Source organism: Solibacillus sp. FSL K6-1781 (genome assembly GCF_038630735.1).
GTDB classification, from domain to species: Bacteria; Bacillota; Bacilli; order Bacillales_A; family Planococcaceae; genus Solibacillus; species Solibacillus silvestris.
Genome location: NZ_CP152038.1, coordinates 396,803 through 421,426, shown reverse-complemented (window position 1 = coordinate 421,426; position 24,624 = coordinate 396,803). Strand labels below are relative to the sequence as shown.

Below are 24,624 nucleotides of genomic sequence, written 5' to 3'. Positions count from 1 at the left end.
TCACTTGAGGGCAATTAACCCTCATTTCCATCAACATAATCCCCACATTTCACCTAATAATCCTCAATTCAACATTTGAACAATCAAGTCCTCACTTAAATGAACGAAATGCCTGAACCGTTACCCCCTGCTGTTAAAGTTCCTGACGTGCATGTTTTGCGAATTGCACTGCATGCGCTCCGTCTCCATGCACACAAATACTATGTGCCTGGAGCGCTACTTTCGTTTGCTGGACAGAGGTCACTGTCCCCTCTTTCACCATTTCGATAATTTGTGTAATCGCTTTTGATTCATCAGTAATGGTGCATTTGGCATAGTGCGGGATGTTAATGTACCATCCGCCTATATGTACGGTCCGCAAACACTTCATGTACTGTTTGTAAGCCCAATTTTTCACCGGCAGCAGTTAATTTACTTGATGCCAAACCATATAAAAGTAAATCCAGGCGGAGCAGGCCTATTTTCAGCTGGAGCAGCAGCTGCGCTTGTTGGAAACCCTTTTGCAAAACTAGACATTTCTCAACTGTTCATTGGTACAAACGCTAGCTCCTTTAAAATTTCCAAAAATTTTTTCCTCTGAAATGTTTGAAGAAAGCTAATAAAGGTTATAAACCACTATCGCGAAATAATTAAAATAAGAAATAGGAGATGGACAGTATGAGTTTTCTTTGGTTTTTAATAATTGGTGGAGTTATCGGTTGGCTTGCAGGAGTCATTTTGGGTAAAGATATCCCAGGTGGAATTATTGGTAATATTATTGCAGGTATTATTGGTGCATGGATTGGCGGTATGCTTCTAGGAAGTTGGGGACCTAAAGTTTCTGATTTCTATATCTTCCCTGCTATCATAGGTGCCATTATACTTGTGTTCGTTGTAAGCTTTATTATGAAATCTATGCGTAGAGCTTCGTAAGCTTAATACATCTTTTTATTTATCTTTATACGATTAAGTGAATTAGATGTAAGCATTAAAGCGGCCCTCCTCAATTTAATTTGGGGAGGGCCGCTTTTACTTTGTTCTTACTATACTTAACAATCCCCCACTCCGTGAAATCAATAAGTATCTATTCAACAATTGCACCCGATTGTTGATACTTATTAACGCATCAATATAAAGAACATATTACTTAGCTATAAATCGTTCCACTTTGACAATCTGATTCATTGTAATTTTTGGTGTAACACCCTGCATCCACTCATCTTCAAAATTGCCTGCCCATTCTTTAGGACGACTCTCAAGCCAATCCATATCAAATAACCTCTCCCATGTTTCTTTTATCTCATGTAATAAGTATCCACGTAACTCTTAGTTCTGTTGATGGAGATAAAAACCTTTAAAAGGTTTTATGAATATTTGTAGAAATAGCACCTAAACAATATGGTAGAATTATACATTACGGAGGGGTGATGAATAGTTGAGAAAATATTTAAGTATGATTTCATTGTTGATGATCATCGCATTTATTGTTTTTGGTTTTATTATCCCACAAGCATTACATCCATTACCTGATTCTTGGGATATATTGATACTAATATCAATGTTAATCGTTTCATTTTTCACTGCAATATTTAGTGTTAAGGGGCGTTTAAAAACAATTACAGTACTTTTATCTTCACTATTAATACTAAGTTTATTAGTTGTCACTATTAGAGGTTTTATTATCATGACTGGTTAATTTATTTGCACCTGATTTAGCACTTAATTAAAAACATTAATTTGTGGTCTTGCTAAAAAGTGTATAAATGCTCTGCTCTGTTAATTCAAAGATAAATCATTAATTTGTTCAAATTATTTATAACAAGAATATCCATTTTACTTTAAATTCATTCCTCAATATGCCCTATAATAAAAAATGACACAATCCTTAATTAATCATTTTTTAATGTTTATCACTTTTTAAAATAGGCATTAAAAGCCCGTTATAACAACAATGCAACCTCAAGTTGACAATTTGCATTCACCACGTGATAGAAAGAACGGCCATGTTTTTATACATTATAACTAACAAAATGAATGGAGTTGAAATAAATGGAATTTGGTGAAAAACTATTTAAGCTAAAAAAAGAAAAAGGATATTCTCAAGAAGCTTTAGCTGAAAAACTAAACACTTCAAGACAGGCAATTAGCAAATGGGAAAATGGTCAAGGATTTCCCGAGACAGAAAAGATCTTAATGATTGGAAATATCTTTGAAGTATCGATTGATTACTTATTGAAAGATTCTGTTGAGAACAATGAAGGAAATGAAGCAGGTTATTATGTAAGCAAAGAGATGGCAGAAGGTTTTTTGTTAAGCACTCAAAAAACCGCTAAACATATTGCGTTGGGTTTTGGACTTTTTGCATTGGCGTTTGAGCCGTACTTAATTATGGGGACAAATTCAATGCTTGGGGTTCTTTTAATTATTGCCATTGCGGCTTTAGGGATCATTTCTTTTGCGACATTAGGTTTTGATCAAGGGCAATATTCGATTCTCAAAAAAGAAGTTTTATTATTTGATTCCAATTATTTCAAAGAGCTATCAGCGAGATACGAGGGCTTTAAAAGGAAAAATTCCGGAATAATGGTGATTGGTGCTTGTTTACTGGCGGTGGGATTCTTAGCTTTTGCGTTAGAGAACAAATTAGAGATGGGAATTTTGGTTCCTTATTATCCGGTTTTTGTATTTTTAATAGCTGTTGGTCTATATATATCGGTTCGTGGTCTTACAATTCTTTCCGCATATCAATTATTGGTTAAAAACGATGAGCATACAGGTCGGTTTGGTTTTAAATTAAAACAGAAAGCAAAGAAGAAATTTGAAGAGTTTTAAAGATAAAATTTCCTGTAATATCTAAAAATGAAGGTAAATAATATAAATATCCAATTTCTCATTGAAGGTTAAAAAGGACCAAACCATATAAAAATATGTTTGGTCCTTAACTTCATTTAATTATTTTCCATTTTGAACTAATTAAAATTATTTCCAACGACATGCATTTCCATTTTACAATTCCTGTCTTAACGCCTGCATTACTTCAATTTTCGTTGCTTTACGTGCCGGGCGTAATCCGGAAATCATCGCTACTCCGATACTGATCGCTCCAGCAATGACTACCAGCTGCCATGGAATCGCTGAAAACTGTACATTATTGAAGCCATCTTCACCTGTTGCTGCTTTTAAAATGAGCGGCAATAGTGCATTCGCTGCAAAGCTTACAACATAAGAAATTGCAATGGCCAGAACTGTTCCAATGACTCCAATAAAGGTACTCTCCATTAGAAATAGTCGTTGAATCAGTTTCGGACTTGCACCAATTGCTTTTAATACACCAATCTCACGTGTACGTTCCGTAACCGCCATTGTCATCGTATTAAAGATACCGATCGATGCGATCAGGACAGCAATTGTTCCAACGAAAACGAGCCCTGCTTTTAATACTAGGAAAAAGACATTCAACTCATCCAGCTGTTCTGTAACTGAATATACGCCGTAGCCTTTTTCACGTAACTCTTCTAAAATCGGCTTCACATACTCCAAGCTTTCCGCATAAATATCAAAACGCTCTGAAAACAGCTGGAAATCGCTTGCTCCCTTTTCTGTAACTACCTGGTTATAAGTATTTTCAACCACTTCCCGTTGCTCGTCCATCATATAAATTCGGTTTTCGATTGCCCATTCATAAGCCGGCTTTGGCATAACACCGACAATCGTATACGTCATACGCTCTGATAATACTTCCGGCTGTTCATGCGTACTTAAAGCAATCTCAATTTCCTTGCCGATAAGCGATTCCTTATAACCTTCATCAGCACCGTCGTAATAAGTACCTTCTGCTTCTGCTGCCTTTGATTTTTCCTCAATTATTTTGCGGTCTGCTTCATTTAATAAAGTTTGTCCAAAATGATATCCGACAACAATCTCATTCTCGTTTTCCGGATATTTCCCTTCCGCTAACGGTTTTGCTATCGATGCATAATCAGTAAAGTCCACTAAACGCAATGATGTAAATGTATCACGGTCTCCCATATAGCCCTCTACATTAGCATCCACACTCGTAGTTTTTAACACCGTCTGCACATTTTCCACCGCTTGTATATCCGCTACTTCCTCTGCTGTAAACAGCGCTTGACTACCGAGCACTTCTATTTGTGTCACCGTCTCACTTGATAGAATTTCATCTTCAATCGAATCTTGTAATCCAAATCCAATCGAGGCTAGCACAATTAAAAACGCACAGCCCATTGTTGCGGCCAATACCGTCATAAAAACACGCAGCTTATTTTTTCTAATATGCTGCATCACAAAATCCACCTGATCTTTAAATAGCATTGTGTTCACCTTCTTTCACCAATTGACCGTCATGCATACGAAAGCGCTTGTCCGCAATCATTGCCACTTCCTCATCATGCGTAATAATAATAAATGTCAAATCCAATTCGCGGTTCAGCTGCTGGATGAGCATTAAAATATCTTGCTCTGTCTCTGAATCAAGGCTTCCTGTCGGTTCATCCGCCAACAAAATCGGCGCGTTCGTCACAAGAGCACGGGCAATACTTACCCGCTGTTGCTGCCCGCCCGATAGCTCGTTCGGGTAATGGTCGGTCACTTCAGTTAAACCAACCTTTTTCATAATTACTTCAACTCGTTTTCTGCGTTCTGAAACGTTCATCCCTTGCAGCTTTAGTGGCAATTCAATGTTCTCAAATGCCGTCAAACTCGGCATCAGCTGAAAGTTTTGAAAGATGAAGCCGAAGTTTTCCAAACGAAATTTTGCACTCTGAATCTCATTAAATCCTGCAATTTCCTGTGCATTTACTACAATTGAACCGTGTTCCGGTTTCATAAAACCCGCCAAAATCTGAAGCAGCGTCGATTTACCTGATCCGCTTTTCCCAACGACCGCTACGATTTCCCCCTTTTCCACATCAAATGATACATCTTTAAGTACCGGAACCTGTCTTTCCTTTCCGCGTTTACCGATAGAAAATGTATGTTGTAAGTTCTTTACTTTAATCATCATCGCTCACTCCTTTTCTCTTAACTTCAGTGTAAAGGGCAAATCTTAATATTTAGAAAGGCTAAATATGAAGAAATTCTTAAGAAATCCTGAATACCCCCTTTAACTTTTTCAATACATGCAAAAACCACAAGCACAATTCCACCTGCGCTTGTGGTTGAGTCTAAATTAGAAACCTGCCATCTGTTGCTTTTCAAATGTTTTTCCGTTGAAGCTCGTCACTTTGGAACGAGATACTGTAAACAGCTCATCATCAATATAGAGAAGACGCTGTACAACATTATACGAATCTTCATATTGTTCACCAGGACGCGCCTTTTCGATCATGTCGGCTACAAGCTCAATCCCTTTTGGTGTTACCTTGTAAATATGAGCACCTGTTCCTTCATATTTTAGTTGCTCTTCCTCATCTGTTGGCGAGTAAATTGTAACAGGGAAGCCATAATAATTTTGGCGCGGATCTCTGAATAGAGCTTTATGGTCATATTGCACAGGAGAGTTGGTTCCGCGACCACCAATTACAACCGCCTGCTGTTCTTTTGGTTTATTGAAATCAGTTACATCAAACAGGCTCAGTTTCATGCCATTTGTATAGACAACCGGCTCTTTTGAACCTTCTTCCATCTTCACTTCCGTATCATAGCCAATACCAAGGAGGTGATTTTCGCCAATTGGATGCAAGTAATTGCTGAAGCCCGGAATTTTCAGCTCCCCTAACACTTTCGGCGCAGTTGGATCTTTCGTATCTATGACAAAGAGTGGATCTGTTTCTTTAAATGTCACTAAATACGCTTTATCTCCCATAAAGCGAGCTGAGTATATGCGTTCCCCTTTCGCTAAATCATTGACCGCACCAACTTGTTTTAAGTTTTCATCCAAAATGAATAGATGGTTTTTCGAATTGGCCGTTGTTCCCCATGCACTGCCTTCTGTTGTAGCTATCCGTACATGCCCATCATGCTCATCCATTGAAAATTGATTCAATACTGAACCAGGTACTTTTCCTTGCGCTGTCATTTTTACCGTTGTTTTATCAATTGAAATTTTATATATTGTCGTTTCATTGTTTTGATTTGCTGGCATTGTATTAGATACCGTGTCGTCAAGAGAGGTGCGCTCCATTACAGGCCAGAAACCATAATGATTCATCGATGCAATATAGATTGCGTTTTCTGACATGTATAGTTGCCCGCTGTTACCTAGGAAGCTCTCTGTTTTCCATGCGTTCGACTTTACATTGCTCACATCGATTGCTGATACGATCAAATAATTTGGTTCATTGCTTTCAGGCAGCATACGAATTTTATCGACCGGCATAATGGTTTCCTTCTCCCCATCGTACGTAGATGGACGGAGCTCTACATCCGGTGTTTCCTGAAGCAGCCAGTAGTTCGGCATACGACTTGATACAACGTACAAATAGTTGCCTGCTTTACGGATATTCGTAATATCCCCATCATGCCCCACTTCACGTACGAGAGTTGGATTTTTTGCATCTTTTATATCGTAAAAGGCAATTTTTGTTACCGATTTCCCGTCATAATGCGGCTCTCTTTGTGTTTCCACATACTGTGTGTATCCGACAATTAATGTTTGATCATGCAGCATTAAATGCGATGGATAAATGTCTTTGCCTACCTTTAAACGTTTTACTACCTGCATAGTTTTTGCATCAACAATGACTACTTTATTGTCGACAATCGTATAAATCGATCGGCCGTCCGTAATCGTACTGTCACCTTCTTCAATGCCCTCCACCTGGTTGTTTGTAGTAGAATAACTCGGTCCGCTACTACTTAAATCACTTTTTTCCATCGACATTGCCGATTCCTCTTTTACCATATCATTAGAGCGACTAGATGCCGCATTTTCTTGCGCTACAAACGCCCTAAAATAATCTTTTAAATCTTCCGTTGACGTAAGTTTTTCCACTTTCCTTACAACTTCAAGTGCAACCGACTGTTCCTGCTGCGATTTTGCTTTCTTTGCGTATGCTGTTTGCTTAATTTGGAGCGTATATTTCCCTACACCCAGTCCATCGACAGAAATAGTAGTCCCGGCTTTATCAACCGACAATTTCGCCTTTGCGCTTTTATCGTTTTCACCGACTACTAGAATGGACCCATCTGTTAAACTTTTTTCAGTAATTGGCTGCTTTAACGTAATGGAATACGTTTCCCCTTCGAATAAAATACCAGTTGCCTGCACTTCCGTGTTTTTGAAGAACATAAAATAACTTAGCGCAAAAACCGCAACGAGTGAAGTGACAAGCGCCATTCCAAAAAGTTTGCCATTCTTCATGTTAAATCCTCCTTTTCCATACTTTGTATTTAATTAGACTTAGAAAAAGTGTAAAAGTTACAGAATTTTTCGATTTTTATAAAGTAATCTTCTCTTTATAAATCATGTTTTTATATTTCTAACCGTTCACATTATCGTAATATTTATGACCTACTTATTACTTTACAGATAAATCATTAATAATATAGAATACTAAAAACAAAGTACTTTAATTAGAGTACTTAAATTAAAGATTGTATAAGAGAGGAAACAATACGTGAAATTTAAACAGTTTTTAAAATCAAAAGGGGCAATTGCTTCTATTTTTATGGGAATATTTTATGCGGTAGCGATGCTTGGAATCTTTTTACCTGGGTACACAGCAATTCCTGGCAATATGGATGAATTAAAAATTGCCATCGTAAATGAAGACAAAGGCGAATCAGGTAATCAGATCGCTGTGCAACTAGGCGAAAGCTTACCATTTAAGTCAATCGAAACAGACTTAACAAATAAACAAGCTCTGAAAGATTTAGAGCACAATGAACTTGCATTAGTTATTCATATCCCTGAAAACTTCTCAGCGGATGCACAAAGCGGTAAAGGAACAAACATTGACTTCACAGTTAATGAAGCCTCATCTACAATGGTTTCCTCTTCTATGTCATCTGTAGTTACTCAAATTAATAATGAGTTAAGTGCAAATTTCTCACAACAAACAGCTCAAGGAATTTTAATGAACTTCAACCTTCCGAAAGAACAGGCTGCCGAAATGGCTGAGCAAATCGAAAATAGCTACACTGGTAACTATGTCATTATGAATGATGTGCCAACGGGAATGCATAATAGTATGCTGCCAATGTTTTTAACAATGGCTTGTTATGTAGGTGCAATGATTGCAGGAATGCAGTTAGTCGGTTCATTTAAAGCGAGCCGTGGTAAGGCGAGTAAAACAAAATTATTTTTTTATGTACAGTTGACTGCTTTAATAATTGCGATACTTTCAACTATCGCTTCATTAACTGTTGCCTTTCTAATTGCAGATGTCGACACATCGGTATTGTTACCTGTTGCCGGACAGCAGATGTTATTATATATGGCTGCATTTAATGTGTGTGCAATTCCAATCTTTATCCTTGGTGAAGGCGGTATGATTCTTAACATTCCGATTCTGCTTATGCAAACGTTGGCGAACGGTGCTACGATTCCACGTGATATGATGTACGCACCATATGAATGGTTTAGCTATATTACGCCGATGTACCATTCTGTTCAATCGTATTTAGCGATTATGTTTGGTTCGATCAGCCCTGCCCCATACCTATGGGGATTAGCTGCAGTGGGAGCCGGAGCAATGCTTATTAATATTATCATTGTTTGGGTTTTCCATAAGCCGCTTCCAGTTGATGCACCAGCTGAACAACCAGCTTCTTTAAAAAAAGCGGATGAAGTTATGGCATAACTTTGTTAAACTAAGAAAAAATACAACTCGTGCTATTTTTAGCACGAGTTGTATTTATATAAGCGGAGATTAAAATGTATAAAGTATAGGAGAATACTATGTCCATCCAAATTTATATATTGAGCAAGTTAGCGAAAGAAAGCAGCTATCCATATAAACTAAAAAAAGAGCTGTCAGAACCGATTCCTTTTGATAAATTGGCGCACCTGACGGAAAGCAAGCTCTATTATCATTTTGAATCTTTGACAAAGCAGGGTCTTATCGAACCAACAGAGATCATTAAAGAAGAGAATCGGCCCGATAAGCAAGTTTTCGCCATTACCGAACAGGGCCTAGCAATACTTCCACAAAAAATTTATCAGCTTTTTGAAAAAGCTGATTCTCTCTCAGATACAATTGTTGGATTAATGAATCTGGACTTTGTAGATCGTGCAAAAATCATTATGATTCTTGAAGAGAAATTAAAAAAGCTTGAAAAGAAAATAGATTATATTACAAGTTTGAATATGCAAGTTAAGCTGGAAGGTTCTAAAAAAGAAGGTGGGGATTTTTTAACCGGCTATTTTACAAGTCGTTTTAATAATGAAGGTGAATGGATTTCTTCACTGATCGAAAAAGTACGAAATGGATCTATTTAAATAAGCCACGCATTCAGATGAATATATCATCAAAATGCGAGGCTTTTTAACTTATCAATTTTTAAAGAAAAGTTTTAAAATAGGTGTTGTAATTTCTTCAAATGACAATGATTTCTTCCCTCGCCTGTTATACCATTTACGAACGGTTTCAACCACCCCACTCGGTACGGATTTTCCGTCAATTAAATGATAGTATTGCTCATACCCCTTTTTTAAATGTTCCCATCGAAAATCATTACCGGACATCGTATATTCGGAAACATCGATTATTTTAGCTCTGCCGTTTTGCAGCAGTATATTTTTCAAATGAATATCACGCGGATTCAGGCCCTTACTGCGCGCATATTCTCTTGCTTCTTCGACATCATTTATCGCCTGTTCCGGAATATGGATGCCTTCAAGGATACACTCAAATAGCGTCTTCCCTTCCTCGTAACTTAATACGAGGCAATTGTCGTTCGAACCAAAACAGGTTGAAAAGAAAGGCGAATTGCCTAACTTCCGGTAAACACTTTCTTCCACCATTACTTTGGCTGATTTATCTTTCGCATATAGTTTGAATGCATAAGCCGGGGTGTGTTCTGACCGAAAAACTGCCGCGTCCGTCCCGATTCCGACACATTTCAAATTCTCTGCTTCACCAATAATCGTAACTGGCTCATTGTTCGGATTGGATAATACATTTATTTTTGAGAGAGTTTCCATTACTTTTTCGAAGTCTTTTACCATATCATCTTTCCCTTCATCAGTGTTAAAAGAAAAATACATGATCCAATTACTTTTAAAGGGATTCTATATTGCTCAAAATGAAATTCGTCTTTTTATATTCACTATATGTTTATTTATTGAGTTTAACATTAAATACACTAGTTCATGTAATTTACCGCTTTATTCAATATGTAAAAAGCCCTTCACTCCATTATGTGAAGGACCTTACCTATTTATTAACTAAGGCTTAATTATTTTTTGGGCTTTATTCCACAGGGGAAAGTTCACTTTCTGTAACCCATTTATGATGCGTTACTTCCTCACCTGTTTCAGTATCTGTATAGCTCACCATATATACGGTCGTTTGCTCAGCCGAATCAATTGTAGCGGCCGCGCCATCCATCCCGTCCATATGTTCCGCATTTAATACGACCTCTTCACCAGAATTGAATGCTGCTTCTCCAGCGTCTTCAAGCTCTTCATGAATAACCCATTTGTGATCTTCAACTGGCTCGCCACCCGTTGTTGGAGTATACGTAACCATATAAACAGTTGTATCAAATGCTCCGGTAATGGTTGCCTTTGCGCCATTCATACCGCCCATATGATCGGCATTAATTATTGCTTCGCTGCCAACTGGATATGTAGGGTTTTCCGCATTCGCCAATCCTTCAGGTACTTCACCTGAACTTGAATGGTCCATTTGGGCATGTTCCATATTTGAATGATCCATTTCTTCTGTAGAGTTTGACTCTTCTTCATTTCCACCACAAGCCGCTAAAACGAGCGCTGTACTTAAAACGAGCGCACCTGTTACTAATCTCTTTTTTTTCATCGCTGCATTTCTCCCTTTTTTTAAATTTGTTCCCCAACTTATTATACCCCTGCACGGTATTTTCATAACCTTACATTTTTTTAAGGATTATTTTATATTAGTTTACCCGACAAAATAACGGGAAAATTAGAGTGTACAAACTTACGAGGAGGAATGGGAAATGTCACATGAGCAACATCAACAATTGCTGCAAACTTTACATGAGTGTATGGCAGCATGCAACCACTGTTTTGACGCCTGCTTAAAAGAGGATCACGTTCAGATGATGACGGAATGTATCCGTTTGGACAGAGAGTGCGCAGATATTTGCAACTACTTGGAACAGGCGATTTCTAGAGGTACACCCTTTATTTCCGAACTGGCTGCCGTTTGTGCCAAAATTTGTGAAGCATGTGGAAATGAATGCAAAAAGCACGATCATGACCATTGCCAAAAATGTGCGGAAGCGTGCTTTAAATGTGCAGAAGCATGTAAAAAAGTTGCCTAAACATACGGAAAGTTGCTCCAGGTTTATTTACCAATGGAGCAACTTTTATAAGTTTAAATATTAATTTCAGTTGAGCACTTTTCACAAATAAATTTGCCTTCCAGATTCAAATAAGCTTTGATTTCCGTAAACCCTTTTCGCTTCGGGTAACGCACTTCAACCAATACTTTTTCATCGTCTTTAATTTCATTATTACATTTCATACATTTCGGAGTTATTAGTGCCACTCTATCCCCTCCTTCTAATTGTTAGCCTTGTTCTGCCATACTGCAAGGATATCCTACCTACTATTTTTTCCGAACAGGGAGCCAAATTTCACTATAAGCATAATTCTTTTTATTTTCATCTATTTTAGTAAACGAAAACGTAGGTGCTTTGATAATTTCATAATCAGAAGTAGGAAGCCACTCCGAGTATGTTTTGGCCATTGTTTCTTGTAAGGTAGATGGAAACGGACCTTCATTTGGAAATACCGCCCACATACATGCTTCAACTTGCACTTTCTCTAATTGTTCACTAACCTCATTTTTAGTCGTTAAGACACCTATCAAGTGCGTTAACCTCCCTTCTTCTTTCAGGAAATTCGCATCAGCATGATAAGATGCATTCACAATTTCAAAAGGCTCTATATTTTGAAGTGCACGCATTTCTTTTCTCTGCTCTTCCGTTATACTTTTGGCCAGCTCTACGATTTCCTGATTAACACCTTCAAATTGCATAGGCACACGCTTACTTACCCCTGCTAAACTGAACGCTTGTTTATCTTCTATTCTCCATTCCATCGAAACTCCTCCTTTTACAGTTATTACAAATGTGAGTTTAGGAAATGATTTGCTTATTTTCTTTTTGATGACATCTGAAGGTAAGCAATCACACCATTTTTTAAATGCTCTTGTAAAACCGTCGACGGACTGGTAACCATATTTAAATGCTACATCCGTTACCTTTTCGCCATTCAATAATTCCTTATTCGCTTCCGATAGTTTTCTGTTCTTTACATATTCATTTAACGTCATCCCAGAAAGATGAAAAAATACGGTTCTAAAGTGATAGTCGGAACATCCGGCATAATGTGCAATGCTTTCAAGTGACAAGTCATCGGTTAAATGATCTTCAATATATTCAATCACCTGATTTAATTCTTTTAACAACATATCCCTCCTTCATGGATATATTAGCAAAGCAATTATAAAAATACTCGACATTTACAACCAAAAAAAATCGTATTAATATGGTTCATCCCCTGGCACATTTTGTTTATATAACGGGTAAAAGGGGTATTCACTTTTTTAGTAAGATATTTAACCAAACAGATTGTAGAAATACATGAGAGGAGTTGATACGTAATATGCGGTTGGAAAAGAAGTTCATATTGATTTTCAGTTTTATCGCGGCTTGCTTCTTATCTGCTTGTGCGGAAAAGGAAAAGCTTGCCGACGGATCAGAATTGATACATAAAGATCAGTTTGTTTTTGCTGCTTCTGGAGAGTTTAAACCATTTAGCTATGTAAATAATGAGGATCTTACGATGTCAGGATTTGACATCAAAGTTGGCGAAGCGATCGCAAAAGAACTCGGTCTGGAACCGGTTCAAAAGCGGATTAAATTTAAAGGAATTGTAGAAGGAGTCAAAACTGGCCGTGCAGATGTAGCTGTTGCCAGCCACACGATTAATCCACAGCGAAGCAAACATGTTGCTTTCTCTACCCCCTATTATTATTCCGGACCGCAAATTTTTACCCGACCTGATAGTGATATTAAAACTGTCGATGATTTAGCCGGAAAAGAAGTAGCTGTAGCAAAAGGGTCAACCTATGCTGATACAGCCTCCAGATATACCGACAATGTTAAAACCTATGACAGTGACATTACAGCTTTACAGGCGTTAAACAGTGGTCGTCATGATGCGGTCATCACCGATTTTGTTACCGGAAAAAACGCTGCAAAAGAAGGGTTTAAAGTAGAAGGGCAGCAATTAATCGAACGCAGTGAACAAGCAATTGTACTGCCTAAAGATAACCCCAACCTATTGAAGCGAGTTAACGAGGCGCTGGATAAACTCCGGGAAGATGGAACACTTTCTCGGATTAGCATGGAGTATTTTGGTGAGGACATCACAAAAAAACCAGAATAATTCAATCCTCTAATAAGAAAGGAAGTAGGTACAGTGCCAAGTTTTTCACATTTTATAGAAGTATTAATCGATACAAAAGATGTTTTTCTTAAAGCCATGCTCTTAACATTGGAGCTGACGGTTGTATCCATCTTAATAGGTATTGTAATCGGGCTTTTCTTTGCCCTGATGAAAATTTCTAAAATAAAAGTATTAGAACTCATTTCAGATATATATGTCTTTTTAGTCCGCGGAACACCGCTAATTGTTCAAATCTTTATCCTCTACTTCGGACTTAGCGGGCTTTTCCTTCTTCCCGATTTTTGGGCTGCTTCACTTGCTTTGGCGCTTCATAATGGCGCATACATTTCTGAAATTCTTCGAGGTACTATCCAAGGAGTCGATAAAGGTCAGATGGAGGCTGGACGCTCTTTAGGGATGACCAAAGTTCTGACATTAAGAAGAATTATTCTTCCACAGGCATTCCGCCGTGCGCTCCCTCCATTGGGTAACCAATTTATTATCGGTTTGAAAGATTCTTCGTTAGCCGCATTTATTTCGATGAATGAACTCTTTAATGTAGCGACAACGCTAGGATCTAATAACTTTGACGAAATGACCTATTTACTGATTGTTGCAATCTACTACTTAGTATTAGTGGCGTTGTTAACATTAATAGTAAACCGTTTCGAAAAGAGATTAGCAATTAGCGACAGGTAGGAGGCGTAAGCAATGGAAGCAAAAGAAATGATTAAAATTAATCAATTGAATAAGTCATTTGGCGACTTGCATGTATTAAAAAATATCGATATGACCGTTTACGAAAGCGATGTTGTTTGTTTAATAGGATCAAGTGGCTCAGGGAAAAGTACTCTCCTTCGATGTCTGAATTTTTTAGAAAGAAAAGATAGCGGCAGTATTACTATAGGTGGAAAAGAAGTCGACCCTAAAAATGATAACCTTAACAACATAAGGGAAAAGGTAGGAATGGTGTTTCAACATTTTAACCTATTCCCTCACAAAACTGTTTTGGAAAATATTATTGAGGCCCCAGTTATGGTTAAGGGCATTGACAAAAAGGAGGCAATCTCCAAAGCAAAACAACTCCTGGAAAAAGTCGGCTTGGAAGATAAGGCCGATGTCTACCCTAATAAACTATCCGGCGGGCAAAAGCAACGGGTAGCAATTGCTAGAGCACTTGCAATGGAACCAGATATTATGCTATTTGATGAACCGACATCTGCACTTGATCCAGAGCTTGTGGGAGAGGTTTTAACAACGATGAAAGAATTGGCTCAAGAAGGAATGACAATGGTTGTTGTAACCCATGAAATGGGATTTGCCAGAGAAGTGGCTGACTGGATCGTGTATATGCATGATGGGAAAATTATCGAGCGCGGCAACCCTGATCAATTTTTCAACCATCCGAAACAAGAGCGAACTCAAGAATTTTTAAAAACGACAATGCTGAAATAAACGAAAGTGGGTCCTGTATAACTATTAGGCAGGACCCTCTTTTTATAATTATACCGGGTAAATAGTCTTATAATCACATGTAATTATACATTTACTTTCATCCTCCAAGAAACGCACATCCCCTTCAGATGAATAGAACCATGTTTTTTGATTCTGGTTATCTTCTTCTACATAAAAAATATTGAGTTCATCTCGGAATTTCAATAACGTATTGATGGTTTCTTTATTGGTGTTAAAAGAAATTTCCCAACTGTTTTCAGCTGGTTTAATTTCATATTCTGTAGTTTCGCAGAATAGTCTGCTGCCGACAGTATGACGTACATATAGCATCTATCCTTCACCTCCAGGCAGATCGATTAAAAGGATAAATGCATCCTTTTTTGCATGTATTGTTAACGAATGAAGGTCGGTGATTCGTGCGTCATCACGTCTTTGTAACGTAACATCCCCATTTAGAGAAACTTCTCCTTCAATGACAAATACATAAATTTTACGTCCTTCTTCTTGCTGGAATTGAATTTCTTTTTCCGCATCTAATTTTGAAAGATATAGCGTAACGTCCTGATGGATCATCGCTACATTTCCCCCAGCATTATGGGATACGACCGGTAACAATTCATTTCTTAACTTGTCAGGATCAAACGTAATATCTTCATATGATGGTGTTAACTGCTTCTGATTTGGAAGAATCCATAATTGTAAAAAGTGAGTATCCTCAGCTTCTGTTGGATTCACCTCCGAATGAAGTACACCCGTACCAGCTGTCATTCTTTGCACATTCCCGTACTGAAGGGTACCGACATTTCCTAAATTATCTTCATGCTTTAACTGCCCTTTTAATACAATCGATACAATTTCTGCATCCCTGTGCGGATGAATGCCAAACCCCTTGTTTGGTTTAACGATATCATCATTTAAAACACGCAACGGACCAAATTGAATATTTTCTTCATCATAATACGGACCAAATGAAAAACTAAAGTGGGTTTCTTGCCATTCATTCTTTGCTGTAAATCGCTTAGTAGAAGGATTATGTAAAATCACTCTGAATCACCTTTCATCATTGAAATAATTTATCTTGAATTCAAGATAATTATACAGTAAATAAAAGGAATTTGCTATGTATTTAGATTCGGTAACATTAATACAAAAGCACGCAAACAATGAACTGCACCTCAATTGTTAGATGTGTCTAACTTTTAGGGGTCACTTCAACAATGGTTTGCGTGCTTTTACTAAACTTTTCATTCTCCGCTTTTATTGATTTCCCGTTCATTGATTGGCTGAACAGGACGGTGATTATCGGGGAAAATCTTCTGGAAAGCTTTTATTTGTGCTTTTGACATTTCAATTGGCTGCTCAAAAACAATCCATTGTACTTCTTCTGTACAAGGAGGTGTCGTTAATGAACCGGCATATTGGAAAGTTGTTTCATTCTCCGGCAGTAAAGCCTGTAAGTCAATGATATGCTTTTCGGAATTATCTTTTGCCGTTTTATCTGTCGGTAATTCATTCCACATCGATGCAAACTGTTTATTTTCATTTCCTTCTTGAATCATTAACCCAATAACAGCCAGCTTTCCATCCTTGTCACTATGTACTAAATGCAGTTCCATATCATAGTTTTGCCCATTAAACTGGTGCTCGCTTGGTGTATGAAAATGAAATTGTGAAAGCTTGTACTCATTGTCTTCAATAATAATGTGATTGCTTTCTGTTGTGGCATTCGCCTGTATCGTATGACCGTTATTTTCGAGTGTATACGGTGCTGGTTCATAGTGAATCTCATTCCCTTTTAAATTTCCATCTGCTTTCACTTCGGGAAATTCAACATTAATCGGCGATTGTTCACTTCCATTCACACATGCTAAATTACTGGGATGGAGTTCTCCCCAGTGTTCAGGTCCAGTCGTTTCCTCATAGGACCAGTCACTCTGATCAGCAGTTGTTGTAATTACTTCTTTCTCTTCACTTTTTTGTTCCGCGCATGCGGCAAGCATCAAACTTGAAAACATCGCTAAAAATAAGTATCCATGTTTCTTCATCTTCTGTAACCCCTCTTATCTCTAGAATAATAAAATTATTCCATATATAATTTTATTATCAAAATAAATATACTGAAATATCAAAATTCGGTTAATATAACCTAATCCTTTATCCATATATAGAATCATAATTTACACTTCTTTTAGTCATTTATACTTCATTTAGCATTCGCTCTTTCGGCTTATTTAAAACATTGATTGCTATTCGTTGTATAAAATAAAAAAGCAAGCTCAGTATGCTAAGCTCGCCCTTCTTCACTCTCAAAACACCCAAACACTATGTATAACCTTACGTATATTGCGCACTTATTTGTACTTCCAATTCGTTTACCTGTACTTGTGCCGGATGGGCAAACCAAATCACACCACATAAAACGACCGCACCCAGCACTCCCTTACTCTTCTTCCAATTAACCATTCCTATCACTCTCCACTAAAACTAAAGCAACTCCCTTAATTCTTCCGTCATTTCCTCCACTAATTCAGGTCTTCCATGAAACTGTGCAGGGGTATTTTGAAATAGTTCAACTTGCCAACCGTTGTCTTTTTTCACAGCGACTAGTGTTTGATGGGCATTTACTGCGGGTTCAATATCTGATTTTCCAGGAGGAATCATTCCTGCAATAGCATATAATATTGCTGCATCAGTACCCAGCGAACGTATCTCTTTTACTTTCGTTATAAAAGGAGCGGTTGGATGGTTTTCGAAAATAGTAAAAAGATGCGAAAAAATTTCTTCTTTGCCTATCAGCTTACTTCCATCAAATCCAATTTGGACTCCATGTTCTGCAAATGGATCAGACATCCCTTGAGCATCACGTCTATTCCAGGCATCAATGAGTTTATTGTATAGGTTTTGAACTTCAGTATTCATATTTATTTCCCCCTTTGATTATCTTTACTGACAAAGCTATACATTTAAAACCATTCGCACTGTTTTTAATGTATGTCCCTCAAAATCATCATCGAACTCTTTCAAAACCTGAAAGCCTTTTGCGTCATAAAAGCTCTTGCCAATTTCATTGTCCCTTTCGACGTTTATATAAATTTCCTCTACACCTTCCAGTTCATTAATTCCTTTTTGCAATAAAGCCGAGCCAATCCCTTTTCCCTGATATTCTGGATAAAGGTAGATCGCCCCGAGTTCCGCTTTCCCCTCATCATTAACAGGAGAGAAATTCGCGAACCCTACAACATTACTGTCAATTTCAGCTACAAAAAGAAAAGAACGTTCCAATCGTTGTTTCATCCTGTCGTTATTGTAGGCAACTTTCAGGAATTTTTCTTGGATCTCAAAAGGAATGATTCCTTCATATGTAGCATTCCAAGATTTTTTTGCCACATCCTGAACTTGAGGTATGTCTTCAACATGCATTGTCCGAATTATTACCATTTCAAATCTCCCCTTTAATACTGATTCATTATTTCAATTTTATACTAACATGAATTTCCAAATAGCTAAGACGTCTAATTTACTCGACAGTTTAAATTTATTAGCCCATTTCTAGGCAGTAATCGCCACTTGGACTGACTTACTCGTCACTTTCCTTTTCATATTCGTCATTTCACTTAACATAATCGTCAAATTCAGCAAGGTATTCGCCATTTTGAAATATATTAGCCGTATTTATTTTTTATTAGCCACTATTCCCTTTATATTCGTCAATCCGGCCGAATCACCTGTCTGCTGCTTACAATACAAAAAAGCGAAAGGTCTGCATAACCCTTCCGCTTCATGAAGTTATTCAAACGGCCAGCTTGGCAGCATCCGGCGTAATTTCTTATCCGCGCGTTTGCCAAGCACATAATCTGCCTGCATCATTGTATGAATTTCACGTGTCCCTTCATAAATGACCGGTGCTTTGGAATTGCGTAAATAACGGGCTACCGGGTACTCATCGGAATAACCGTACGCCCCGTGAATTTGAACTGCATCATCCGCAGCTTTATTCGCAAAGTCGCACGCCTGCCATTTGGCGAGAGATGTTTCCCTAGTGTTGCGGACGCCTTTATTTTTCAGCTCACCTGCACGATACACGAGCAGGCGACTCATTTCATAGCCGGCTTCCATTTTTGCGAGCATTTGACCGACTAGTTGATGCTCACCAATCGGCTTCCCAAAAGTTTCCCGTTCTTTGCAGTACTTGACGCTCGCTTCGATACACGCTTGTATTAAGCCAACCGCGCCTGCAGCAACAGTAAAACGGCCATTATCCAATGCGGACATCGCAATTTTAAACCCTTCGCCTTCTTCACCGAGCAAATTTTCTGCCGGTACTTTGACGTCCTCAAAGAACAGTTCACCTGTATTGCCTGCACGAATACCGTATTTGCCCTTGATCGCCTTTGAGCTAAACCCTGTCCATTCACGTTCAACGATAAATGCGGAAATTCCGTGATGCGCTTTTTCCTTATCTGTATACGCAAAAACAAGGAAATGATCCGCAATATCACATAAGGAAATCCATGTCTTTTGACCGTTTAAAATATAATGGTCCCCATTGCGCTTCGCAAATGAACTCATCGCCGCAACATCCGAGCCTGCTCCAGGTTCTGTCAGACCGAATGCGCCGATTTTCTCTCCCTTTGCCTGGGGGACCAAATATTTTTCCTTCTGTTCTTCTGTTCCCCATTGCATGAGCGTCATACTATTTAAGCCAGTATGCACGGAAACGGCTGTACGAAATGCCGTATCTCCGCGCTCCAGCTCCTCACAGACAATTGCAAGCGAATTATAGTCCATTCCTGCTCCGCCGTACTTCTCCGGTACACAAACGCCCATTAAGCCCAGTTCGGCGAGACGCTTCCATATTTTCGGGTCAAAACCACCGCCCGCATCCCATTCCGCAATATAAGGGATAATCTCTGCATCAACGAATTGCCTCACAGTTTTTCGTAAAAGCGTCTGTTCTTCTGTGAACTCGAAATTCATCCCTTCACCCCTACCACTTTACAATCATCGATGAACGGTGTGATGTTTCTTTAATGTCAACACCACGGCTTGCCATTTCCTGAATAAACTCACGACCTGGTACAACAGTTTCCGGTGCAAATACACCGCGCTCTCCAATCAGTCCTTTGCCGATCATTTGGGCCACGATTGAAATCGTATTTGCTGTCGCACGGGCCATCGCTGTCACGTTTTGCTCTATATCTTTTCGTACGACCATTTCATATTCATACGTAATTTGCTCTTCTGACTTTTCACCTGAAATAATTGCACGTAATAGTACGGCATCGACATTATTTCCGATATCCAGTTTTTTCTCCAAAACTTCTCTTGTTACTTCTCGGACATTTACTTCACGACCGCCAGCTTCAACGGTATTGTTTTTATCAAGGAAGCCTAAGTCAGCAAGCAGTTTGAACTGCTCGGCATGCCCTTTATAGCGGATTGTCTTGTATTCGAGTGTCTTCACATGAGGGAATGTTTTATATAACGTTGAAATTCCGCCTGATGTGTAGAATGCCTCCAATACTCCAAACTCGTCAAAGTAGATCGGCTCCAGTCCAGTTAAAGATTCAACCTCAGCAAGCATACCCTTTTGAATCATTTTCGAAGGCTCTGTATAGTGATCGAATACTCCATCCAGCGAGAAGACACGAATATAATGTAATGGAGGCTGTGGTGTTGTTGGAATTCCACCTACATAAAGTTTGATCGACTCTACCGAATCAATCTTTGTCGCCCCATAACCTGTCAAAATATTAATCATTCCCGGTGCTACACCTAGATCCGGAATAATCGTGACACCTTTATCGACTGCCTGACCGTGCAGTTCGAAAATAGATTCTGTAATCCCGCCAATGTGGCCTCCTAAGTCTACTGAATGTACCCCTGCATCAATTGCCGCTTTTGCCACACGTTCATTAAACTTATAGAACAGCGCATTCACTACTACATCGCCGTGGCTGATGACATCACGCAATGCTTTGTCATCTTCTGCATCAAGCTGTACAACTTCCACCTTATCTGTATTTAATGAATTAACGAATTCCATTGCAGGAGCTGTTGAAACGTCGGCTAAAAAAATCTTCTTCACATCTTCACTACGGACTAAATCGCGTGCTACTTCTTTCCCCATCAATCCTGCACCTAACACTACTACTTTCATGTAAACATCCCCTTTTTTATTAAGTCAATTACGCATCAGCGTGATTGCGTCCACATATTTTTTGAGATGTGATGATTCGAGTAGATGAATCATCAAGCGTTATTATCGATTTGGGCACGTTGCAACTTGCCGCTGTAGTCTACATAAATACTCTTCCATTCCGTATACACATCAAGCGCTGCCTGCCCTGAATCGCGGTGGCCATTTCCTGTACCCTTTGTACCGCCAAACGGCAAGTGAATTTCCGCACCTGTTGTACCGGCATTTACATAAACAATTCCTGTATCAAGCAACTGCTGTGCTTTGAAGATTTTGTTGATATCTTGTGAGAAAATCGAGCTTGATAAGCCAAACTTCACACCGTTATTTACTTCAATCGCCTCTTCCAAACTGCTAACTTCAATAATACTAATAACAGGACCGAAAATTTCCTCCTGTGCAAGAATACTAGTTGCCTCCACATCGGTAAAAATTGTCGGGGCATAGTAATAGCCTTTTGACAATTCGCCTTCTGATAAAATTTCTCCGCCAATCAGCAAGTTTGCGCCTTGCTGCTTACCGATCTGTACATAATGATTAATTTTTTCCAGTGCGGCCTTATTAATGACTGGCCCTACTTTAACTGAAGGGTCCAATCCGTCTCCGATTGTCAGCTGCTTCGTTGCTTCCACAAGACGATTTTCCAACTCCTGTTTTACATTTTTATGCACGATTACACGGCTGCATGCTGTACAGCGCTGCCCAGCCGTACCAAAAGCACTCCATAAAATACCTTCAAGCGCTAAATCTAAATTAGCATCATCCATTACAATGACCGCATTTTTCCCGCCCATTTCAAGCGAAACTTTCTTCAGATGTTTTCCGCCAAGCTCGGCTACTTTGCTTCCTGTCGTTGTTGACCCTGTAAAGGAAATCACACGGATGTCCGGATGCTCGACGATCGCTGTTCCCACCGTAGGACCGGAACCGAATACAACGTTGACGACACCAGGCGGTAAGCCGACCTCTTCAAATATTTTGGCAAGCTCGTAAGCCATGAAAGGTGTTTCGTTAGAAGGCTTCCATATAACCGTATTACCGGCAACGAGTGCAGGGAAAGACTTCCATGTTGCTATTGCAATCGGGAAATTCCACGGCGTAATAAGTCCAGCCACTCCAATCGGTGCGCGTACACTCATCGCAAACTTATTCGGCAATTCCGACGGGACCGTTTCTCCAAATAAACGTCTTCCCTCCGCTGCCATATAAAGTGCCATGTCGATTCCTTCTTGCACTTCCCCTCGTGCTTCTTCAATGACTTTGCCCATTTCCTTCGTTAATATTTGCGCAAGATGTTCTTTCTTTTCTTTCAGTTTAAATGCAATTTCATATAAATAATCCGCACGCTTTGGCGCAGGGACAAGCGCCCATTCTTTTTGGGCCTCCTTCGCCTTTTGTGCAGCAAGTTCGACTTGGAATTTTGTCGAAAGTGGTATCGTTCCTAACTGTTCACCATTTGCAGGATTGATCACAGGCATCGTTTGCAATGAATTGTCTTCTATCCATTCTCCACCAATAAAATTTAACAGCTTCATTTCTCCACCTCACAAATTCTCATTTACCTTTTTATTATTCGACATTCTCTACTTTATTCCTTTTTTCTCTCAAAAAGAATAACGAACGAATATTATTCATAGCCAAATATTATTTTCTCCGTTTTGAAACTTTTGGAATCTTCAAGCGTATCTATTATTGTAAATATTAAATTGAATTGTAAGGGGACATAAAAATGAAAAATCATGAAATCGACTACGTTTTACACGGCGATGATATGCAGTTTGTAGAGGTGGAGCTTGACCCGCAGGAGACGGTTGTAGCAGAAGCCGGAAGTTTAATGATGATGGAAGATCAAATCCAGATGGAAACAGTATTTGGTGATGGCTCTGCAAATCAGGGCTCCGGATTAATGGGGAAATTACTTGGCGCAGGAAAACGTTTAATTACAGGTGAAAGCTTATTCATGACAACGTTCACTAACAACGGCATGGGCAAGCGTAAAGTGTATTTTGCTTCTCCGTATCCAGGTAAAATCATTCCTATGAATTTAAGTGAATTGGACGGCAAAATCATCTGTCAAAAAGACGCATTTTTAGCTGCGGCAAAAGGTGTATCTGTTGGCGTAGAATTCCAGAAAAAATTAGGTACAGGATTCTTCGGTGGTGAAGGGTTTATTATGCAAAAGCTTGAAGGAGACGGTATGGCTTTTGTGCATGCAGGCGGTACAATTTATGAACGTAAACTTCAGCCAGGCGAAACATTGCGTATTGATACAGGCTGTCTAGTTGCGATGACACAAGATGTAAACTACAATATCGAAATGGTAAGCGGCATTAAAACGGCTTTATTCGGTGGAGAAGGTTTATTCTTTGCAACGCTTTCCGGTCCTGGTACAGTTTGGGTACAATCATTGCCATTCAGTCGTCTGGCAAGCCGTGTGTTTGCTGCAGCACCGATTTCTCAAGGCGGTGGCGGTAAAGACGCAGGTGAAGGCGGCATCGGCGGATTATTTGATCTGTTCAATAAATAAAGGCAAAAAGGAGCTGTCCCGCGCATATTATTGCGAGACAGCTCCTTTACTTGTTATACAGCTAAAACGATGATTAATATAAGTGCCAGCACAATTCGGTAAATCGCGAATGGCGTTAATTTCACTTTTGAAATCAGCTTCAGGAAGAATTTAATCGAAATAAGTGCAAATACAAATGCGCTTACAAAACCTACTACATAAAACCAAAAGTGATCGGCGTTAATTTGATCCCAGTTCTTAACAAGCGACAAACCGCTTGCCCCTGCCATAATCGGCACGGCCATAATAAACGTAAAGTCCGCTGCTGTTTTATGGTCCAATCCAAGCAATACCCCGCCTGAAATCGTTGAACCCGAGCGTGAAAACCCTGGCCAAAGTGATAAACATTGGATAAATCCAATTTTCAGTGCTTTACTGTACGAAATATCATCCAGTGACGTAATTGCCGGCTTTTTAGGTCCAAATTTATCAGCAATAATCATAAAGATCGCTCCGATAATTAATCCTACAATTACGGTTTTGATGCTGAATAGATTTTCATCGATAAAATCTTCAAACAGTACGCCAAAAATACCTGCTGGAATAATACCGATAATCACATGTCCCAGATTAAAACGAGTCTTCTTCTGTCCTTCTATTTTATATAATCCAACTAGACTTAGTAATCGTTTCCACATAACGAAAACAACTGCCAATATCGATCCTAGCTGAATGACAATTTTAAATGTATTTGCCGAACCTGATCCTAAAAATTCCTTCGTCTGCAACCACATATCATCAACAATAATCATATGTCCTGTTGAGGAAACTGGCGCAAATTCGGTCATCCCTTCGACAAACCCTAAAATTAAAGCTTTTAATAGCTCGATCCATTCCATTTTCTGTTCCCCTTTTTGCTTT

Annotated in this window: 30 protein-coding genes; 10 read left to right on the top strand and 20 right to left on the bottom strand. The window is 38.9% G+C overall.

The features are described 5' to 3' along the window. Positions 1 to 133 precede the first annotated feature (133 nt). Entirely contained in the window at positions 134 to 361 is a 228-nt protein-coding gene (locus MHH37_RS02075; protein WP_342574793.1) for a LamB/YcsF family protein, read from the bottom strand. Then, the gene (locus MHH37_RS02070; protein ID WP_342574791.1) at positions 327 to 506 is read right to left on the bottom strand and encodes a LamB/YcsF family protein; all 180 of its coding nucleotides are present in this window, start codon (positions 504 to 506) and stop codon (positions 327 to 329) included. Before MHH37_RS02070 ends, MHH37_RS02075 begins: the two co-directional genes overlap by 35 nt. A 151-nt stretch (positions 507 to 657) precedes the next feature. Between MHH37_RS02070 and MHH37_RS02065 the strand changes: the two genes are divergently transcribed. Then, a complete protein-coding gene (locus MHH37_RS02065; protein ID WP_008406295.1) occupies positions 658 to 912 on the top strand; it encodes a GlsB/YeaQ/YmgE family stress response membrane protein in 255 nt (84 codons plus the stop codon). 210 nt (positions 913 to 1,122) lie between these two features. Here MHH37_RS02065 and MHH37_RS02060 read toward each other — a convergent pair whose 3' ends face one another. Next, complete coding sequence (locus tag MHH37_RS02060; RefSeq protein WP_008406293.1) at positions 1,123 to 1,248, bottom strand: hypothetical protein; 126 nt, start codon at positions 1,246 to 1,248, stop codon at positions 1,123 to 1,125. 166 nt (positions 1,249 to 1,414) lie between these two features. On the opposite strand from MHH37_RS02060, the gene MHH37_RS02055 reads away from it, so the two are divergent. Together MHH37_RS02055 and MHH37_RS02050 are read left to right on the top strand one after the other, a co-directional pair. Further along, positions 1,415 to 1,675, top strand: coding sequence for a histidine kinase (locus MHH37_RS02055; protein WP_082990900.1), 261 nt, complete (start codon positions 1,415 to 1,417; stop codon positions 1,673 to 1,675). Between the two features lie 353 nt (positions 1,676 to 2,028). Further along, positions 2,029 to 2,811: a helix-turn-helix transcriptional regulator gene (locus MHH37_RS02050; protein ID WP_342574788.1), complete on the top strand. Its 783-nt coding sequence runs from the start codon at positions 2,029 to 2,031 to the stop codon at positions 2,809 to 2,811. Positions 2,812 to 2,985: 174 nt separating this feature from the next. On the opposite strand, the gene MHH37_RS02045 is transcribed toward MHH37_RS02050, so the two are convergent. The 3 genes from MHH37_RS02045 to MHH37_RS02035 form a co-directional block, all read right to left on the bottom strand. Next, positions 2,986 to 4,311 carry an FtsX-like permease family protein gene (locus MHH37_RS02045; protein WP_340797719.1) on the bottom strand — a complete coding sequence of 442 codons (1,326 nt, stop codon included), beginning with the start codon at positions 4,309 to 4,311 and terminating at the stop codon, positions 2,986 to 2,988. Continuing rightward, on the bottom strand, positions 4,301 to 4,999 hold the full coding sequence (locus MHH37_RS02040; RefSeq protein WP_065217462.1) for an ABC transporter ATP-binding protein: 699 nt from the start codon (positions 4,997 to 4,999) through the stop codon (positions 4,301 to 4,303). The genes MHH37_RS02045 and MHH37_RS02040 overlap by 11 nt, the downstream gene beginning before the upstream one ends. Positions 5,000 to 5,167: 168 nt before the next feature. Beyond that, entirely contained in the window at positions 5,168 to 7,300 is a 2,133-nt protein-coding gene (locus tag MHH37_RS02035) for a beta-propeller domain-containing protein (RefSeq protein WP_342574787.1), read from the bottom strand. A 256-nt stretch (positions 7,301 to 7,556) separates the two neighbouring features. On the opposite strand from MHH37_RS02035, the gene MHH37_RS02030 reads away from it, so the two are divergent. Together MHH37_RS02030 and MHH37_RS02025 are read left to right on the top strand one after the other, a co-directional pair. Then, positions 7,557 to 8,741: an ABC transporter permease gene (locus MHH37_RS02030; protein WP_342574786.1), complete on the top strand. Its 1,185-nt coding sequence runs from the start codon at positions 7,557 to 7,559 to the stop codon at positions 8,739 to 8,741. A 98-nt stretch (positions 8,742 to 8,839) separates the two neighbouring features. Next, on the top strand, positions 8,840 to 9,379 hold the full coding sequence (locus tag MHH37_RS02025) for a PadR family transcriptional regulator (protein WP_342574785.1): 540 nt from the start codon (positions 8,840 to 8,842) through the stop codon (positions 9,377 to 9,379). A 54-nt stretch (positions 9,380 to 9,433) separates the two neighbouring features. Here the strand turns inward: MHH37_RS02025 and MHH37_RS02020 are convergent, their stop codons facing one another. Together MHH37_RS02020 and MHH37_RS02015 are read right to left on the bottom strand one after the other, a co-directional pair. Then, positions 9,434 to 10,108, bottom strand: coding sequence for a serine/threonine protein kinase (locus tag MHH37_RS02020; protein WP_342576200.1), 675 nt, complete (start codon positions 10,106 to 10,108; stop codon positions 9,434 to 9,436). 244 nt (positions 10,109 to 10,352) lie between these two features. Then, complete coding sequence (locus MHH37_RS02015; RefSeq protein WP_342574783.1) at positions 10,353 to 10,922, bottom strand: YdhK family protein; 570 nt, start codon at positions 10,920 to 10,922, stop codon at positions 10,353 to 10,355. A gap of 160 nt (positions 10,923 to 11,082) precedes the next feature. Here MHH37_RS02015 and MHH37_RS02010 point away from each other — a divergent pair, with 160 nt between their 5' ends. Next, entirely contained in the window at positions 11,083 to 11,409 is a 327-nt protein-coding gene (locus tag MHH37_RS02010; RefSeq protein WP_342574782.1) for a four-helix bundle copper-binding protein, read from the top strand. 53 nt (positions 11,410 to 11,462) lie between these two features. Here the strand turns inward: MHH37_RS02010 and MHH37_RS02005 are convergent, their stop codons facing one another. Further along, positions 11,463 to 11,636 (bottom strand): Fe3+ hydroxamate ABC transporter substrate-binding protein, encoded by a 174-nt coding sequence (locus MHH37_RS02005; RefSeq protein ID WP_342574780.1) that lies wholly within the window; start codon positions 11,634 to 11,636, stop codon positions 11,463 to 11,465. A 60-nt stretch (positions 11,637 to 11,696) separates the two neighbouring features. Next, positions 11,697 to 12,560 (bottom strand): AraC family transcriptional regulator, encoded by an 864-nt coding sequence (locus tag MHH37_RS02000; RefSeq protein WP_342574779.1) that lies wholly within the window; start codon positions 12,558 to 12,560, stop codon positions 11,697 to 11,699. 197 nt (positions 12,561 to 12,757) lie between these two features. On the opposite strand from MHH37_RS02000, the gene MHH37_RS01995 reads away from it, so the two are divergent. Genes MHH37_RS01995 through MHH37_RS01985 form a run of 3 tightly spaced genes read left to right on the top strand, consistent with a single transcriptional unit; the run spans position 12,758 to position 14,998 of the window. Continuing rightward, positions 12,758 to 13,543 carry a transporter substrate-binding domain-containing protein gene (locus tag MHH37_RS01995; protein WP_342576199.1) on the top strand — a complete coding sequence of 262 codons (786 nt, stop codon included), beginning with the start codon at positions 12,758 to 12,760 and terminating at the stop codon, positions 13,541 to 13,543. A gap of 33 nt (positions 13,544 to 13,576) precedes the next feature. After that, positions 13,577 to 14,242, top strand: coding sequence for an amino acid ABC transporter permease (locus MHH37_RS01990; RefSeq protein ID WP_008406276.1), 666 nt, complete (start codon positions 13,577 to 13,579; stop codon positions 14,240 to 14,242). 12 nt (positions 14,243 to 14,254) lie between these two features. Further along, on the top strand, positions 14,255 to 14,998 hold the full coding sequence (locus MHH37_RS01985; protein WP_014824863.1) for an amino acid ABC transporter ATP-binding protein: 744 nt from the start codon (positions 14,255 to 14,257) through the stop codon (positions 14,996 to 14,998). Positions 14,999 to 15,046: 48 nt separating this feature from the next. Here MHH37_RS01985 and MHH37_RS01980 read toward each other — a convergent pair whose 3' ends face one another. The 9 genes from MHH37_RS01980 to MHH37_RS01940 all read right to left on the bottom strand — a co-directional run bounded on the left by MHH37_RS01980 (position 15,047) and on the right by MHH37_RS01940 (position 22,732). Further along, positions 15,047 to 15,328: a hypothetical protein gene (locus tag MHH37_RS01980; protein WP_342574778.1), complete on the bottom strand. Its 282-nt coding sequence runs from the start codon at positions 15,326 to 15,328 to the stop codon at positions 15,047 to 15,049. Continuing rightward, a complete protein-coding gene (locus MHH37_RS01975) occupies positions 15,329 to 16,042 on the bottom strand; it encodes a pirin family protein (RefSeq protein ID WP_342574776.1) in 714 nt (237 codons plus the stop codon). A gap of 200 nt (positions 16,043 to 16,242) precedes the next feature. Continuing rightward, on the bottom strand, positions 16,243 to 17,043 hold the full coding sequence (locus MHH37_RS01970; RefSeq protein ID WP_342574775.1) for a carbonic anhydrase family protein: 801 nt from the start codon (positions 17,041 to 17,043) through the stop codon (positions 16,243 to 16,245). Between the two features lie 289 nt (positions 17,044 to 17,332). After that, entirely contained in the window at positions 17,333 to 17,461 is a 129-nt protein-coding gene (locus MHH37_RS01965; protein ID WP_342574774.1) for a hypothetical protein, read from the bottom strand. Between the two features lie 21 nt (positions 17,462 to 17,482). Then, complete coding sequence (locus MHH37_RS01960; RefSeq protein WP_065217469.1) at positions 17,483 to 17,917, bottom strand: SgcJ/EcaC family oxidoreductase; 435 nt, start codon at positions 17,915 to 17,917, stop codon at positions 17,483 to 17,485. A gap of 36 nt (positions 17,918 to 17,953) precedes the next feature. Further along, entirely contained in the window at positions 17,954 to 18,436 is a 483-nt protein-coding gene (locus tag MHH37_RS01955; protein ID WP_342574773.1) for a GNAT family N-acetyltransferase, read from the bottom strand. A 348-nt stretch (positions 18,437 to 18,784) separates the two neighbouring features. Beyond that, positions 18,785 to 19,975 carry an acyl-CoA dehydrogenase family protein gene (locus tag MHH37_RS01950; protein WP_342574772.1) on the bottom strand — a complete coding sequence of 397 codons (1,191 nt, stop codon included), beginning with the start codon at positions 19,973 to 19,975 and terminating at the stop codon, positions 18,785 to 18,787. A gap of 10 nt (positions 19,976 to 19,985) precedes the next feature. Further along, positions 19,986 to 21,158: a saccharopine dehydrogenase C-terminal domain-containing protein gene (locus MHH37_RS01945; protein WP_342574771.1), complete on the bottom strand. Its 1,173-nt coding sequence runs from the start codon at positions 21,156 to 21,158 to the stop codon at positions 19,986 to 19,988. A gap of 92 nt (positions 21,159 to 21,250) precedes the next feature. Beyond that, positions 21,251 to 22,732 (bottom strand): aldehyde dehydrogenase family protein, encoded by a 1,482-nt coding sequence (locus tag MHH37_RS01940; RefSeq protein WP_342574770.1) that lies wholly within the window; start codon positions 22,730 to 22,732, stop codon positions 21,251 to 21,253. Between the two features lie 194 nt (positions 22,733 to 22,926). Here MHH37_RS01940 and MHH37_RS01935 point away from each other — a divergent pair, with 194 nt between their 5' ends. Next, entirely contained in the window at positions 22,927 to 23,724 is a 798-nt protein-coding gene (locus tag MHH37_RS01935; RefSeq protein WP_008406265.1) for a TIGR00266 family protein, read from the top strand. A 53-nt stretch (positions 23,725 to 23,777) separates the two neighbouring features. Here MHH37_RS01935 and MHH37_RS01930 read toward each other — a convergent pair whose 3' ends face one another. After that, entirely contained in the window at positions 23,778 to 24,602 is an 825-nt protein-coding gene (locus MHH37_RS01930) for an undecaprenyl-diphosphate phosphatase (protein WP_342574768.1), read from the bottom strand. Between the last annotated feature and the right edge of the window lie 22 nt (positions 24,603 to 24,624).

Coding starts and splice junctions, on each gene's coding strand:
- MHH37_RS01995 (WP_342576199.1), top strand. CDS start 12,758: ATGCGGTTGGAAAAGAAGTTCATATTGATTTTCAGTTTTATCGCGGCT.
- MHH37_RS01970 (WP_342574775.1), bottom strand. CDS start 17,043: ATGAAGAAACATGGATACTTATTTTTAGCGATGTTTTCAAGTTTGATG.
- MHH37_RS01930 (WP_342574768.1), bottom strand. CDS start 24,602: ATGGAATGGATCGAGCTATTAAAAGCTTTAATTTTAGGGTTTGTCGAA.
- MHH37_RS01945 (WP_342574771.1), bottom strand. CDS start 21,158: ATGAAAGTAGTAGTGTTAGGTGCAGGATTGATGGGGAAAGAAGTAGCA.
- MHH37_RS02065 (WP_008406295.1), top strand. CDS start 658: ATGAGTTTTCTTTGGTTTTTAATAATTGGTGGAGTTATCGGTTGGCTT.
- MHH37_RS01950 (WP_342574772.1), bottom strand. CDS start 19,975: ATGAATTTCGAGTTCACAGAAGAACAGACGCTTTTACGAAAAACTGTG.
- MHH37_RS02045 (WP_340797719.1), bottom strand. CDS start 4,311: ATGCTATTTAAAGATCAGGTGGATTTTGTGATGCAGCATATTAGAAAA.
- MHH37_RS01955 (WP_342574773.1), bottom strand. CDS start 18,436: ATGGTAATAATTCGGACAATGCATGTTGAAGACATACCTCAAGTTCAG.
- MHH37_RS01980 (WP_342574778.1), bottom strand. CDS start 15,328: ATGCTATATGTACGTCATACTGTCGGCAGCAGACTATTCTGCGAAACT.
- MHH37_RS02040 (WP_065217462.1), bottom strand. CDS start 4,999: ATGATTAAAGTAAAGAACTTACAACATACATTTTCTATCGGTAAACGC.
- MHH37_RS02015 (WP_342574783.1), bottom strand. CDS start 10,922: ATGAAAAAAAAGAGATTAGTAACAGGTGCGCTCGTTTTAAGTACAGCG.
- MHH37_RS01985 (WP_014824863.1), top strand. CDS start 14,255: ATGGAAGCAAAAGAAATGATTAAAATTAATCAATTGAATAAGTCATTT.
- MHH37_RS02025 (WP_342574785.1), top strand. CDS start 8,840: ATGTCCATCCAAATTTATATATTGAGCAAGTTAGCGAAAGAAAGCAGC.
- MHH37_RS02020 (WP_342576200.1), bottom strand. CDS start 10,108: ATGGTAAAAGACTTCGAAAAAGTAATGGAAACTCTCTCAAAAATAAAT.
- MHH37_RS02060 (WP_008406293.1), bottom strand. CDS start 1,248: ATGGATTGGCTTGAGAGTCGTCCTAAAGAATGGGCAGGCAATTTTGAA.
- MHH37_RS01965 (WP_342574774.1), bottom strand. CDS start 17,461: ATGGTTAATTGGAAGAAGAGTAAGGGAGTGCTGGGTGCGGTCGTTTTA.
- MHH37_RS01960 (WP_065217469.1), bottom strand. CDS start 17,917: ATGAATACTGAAGTTCAAAACCTATACAATAAACTCATTGATGCCTGG.
- MHH37_RS02050 (WP_342574788.1), top strand. CDS start 2,029: ATGGAATTTGGTGAAAAACTATTTAAGCTAAAAAAAGAAAAAGGATAT.
- MHH37_RS01940 (WP_342574770.1), bottom strand. CDS start 22,732: ATGAAGCTGTTAAATTTTATTGGTGGAGAATGGATAGAAGACAATTCA.
- MHH37_RS02035 (WP_342574787.1), bottom strand. CDS start 7,300: ATGAAGAATGGCAAACTTTTTGGAATGGCGCTTGTCACTTCACTCGTT.
- MHH37_RS02010 (WP_342574782.1), top strand. CDS start 11,083: ATGTCACATGAGCAACATCAACAATTGCTGCAAACTTTACATGAGTGT.
- MHH37_RS01935 (WP_008406265.1), top strand. CDS start 22,927: ATGAAAAATCATGAAATCGACTACGTTTTACACGGCGATGATATGCAG.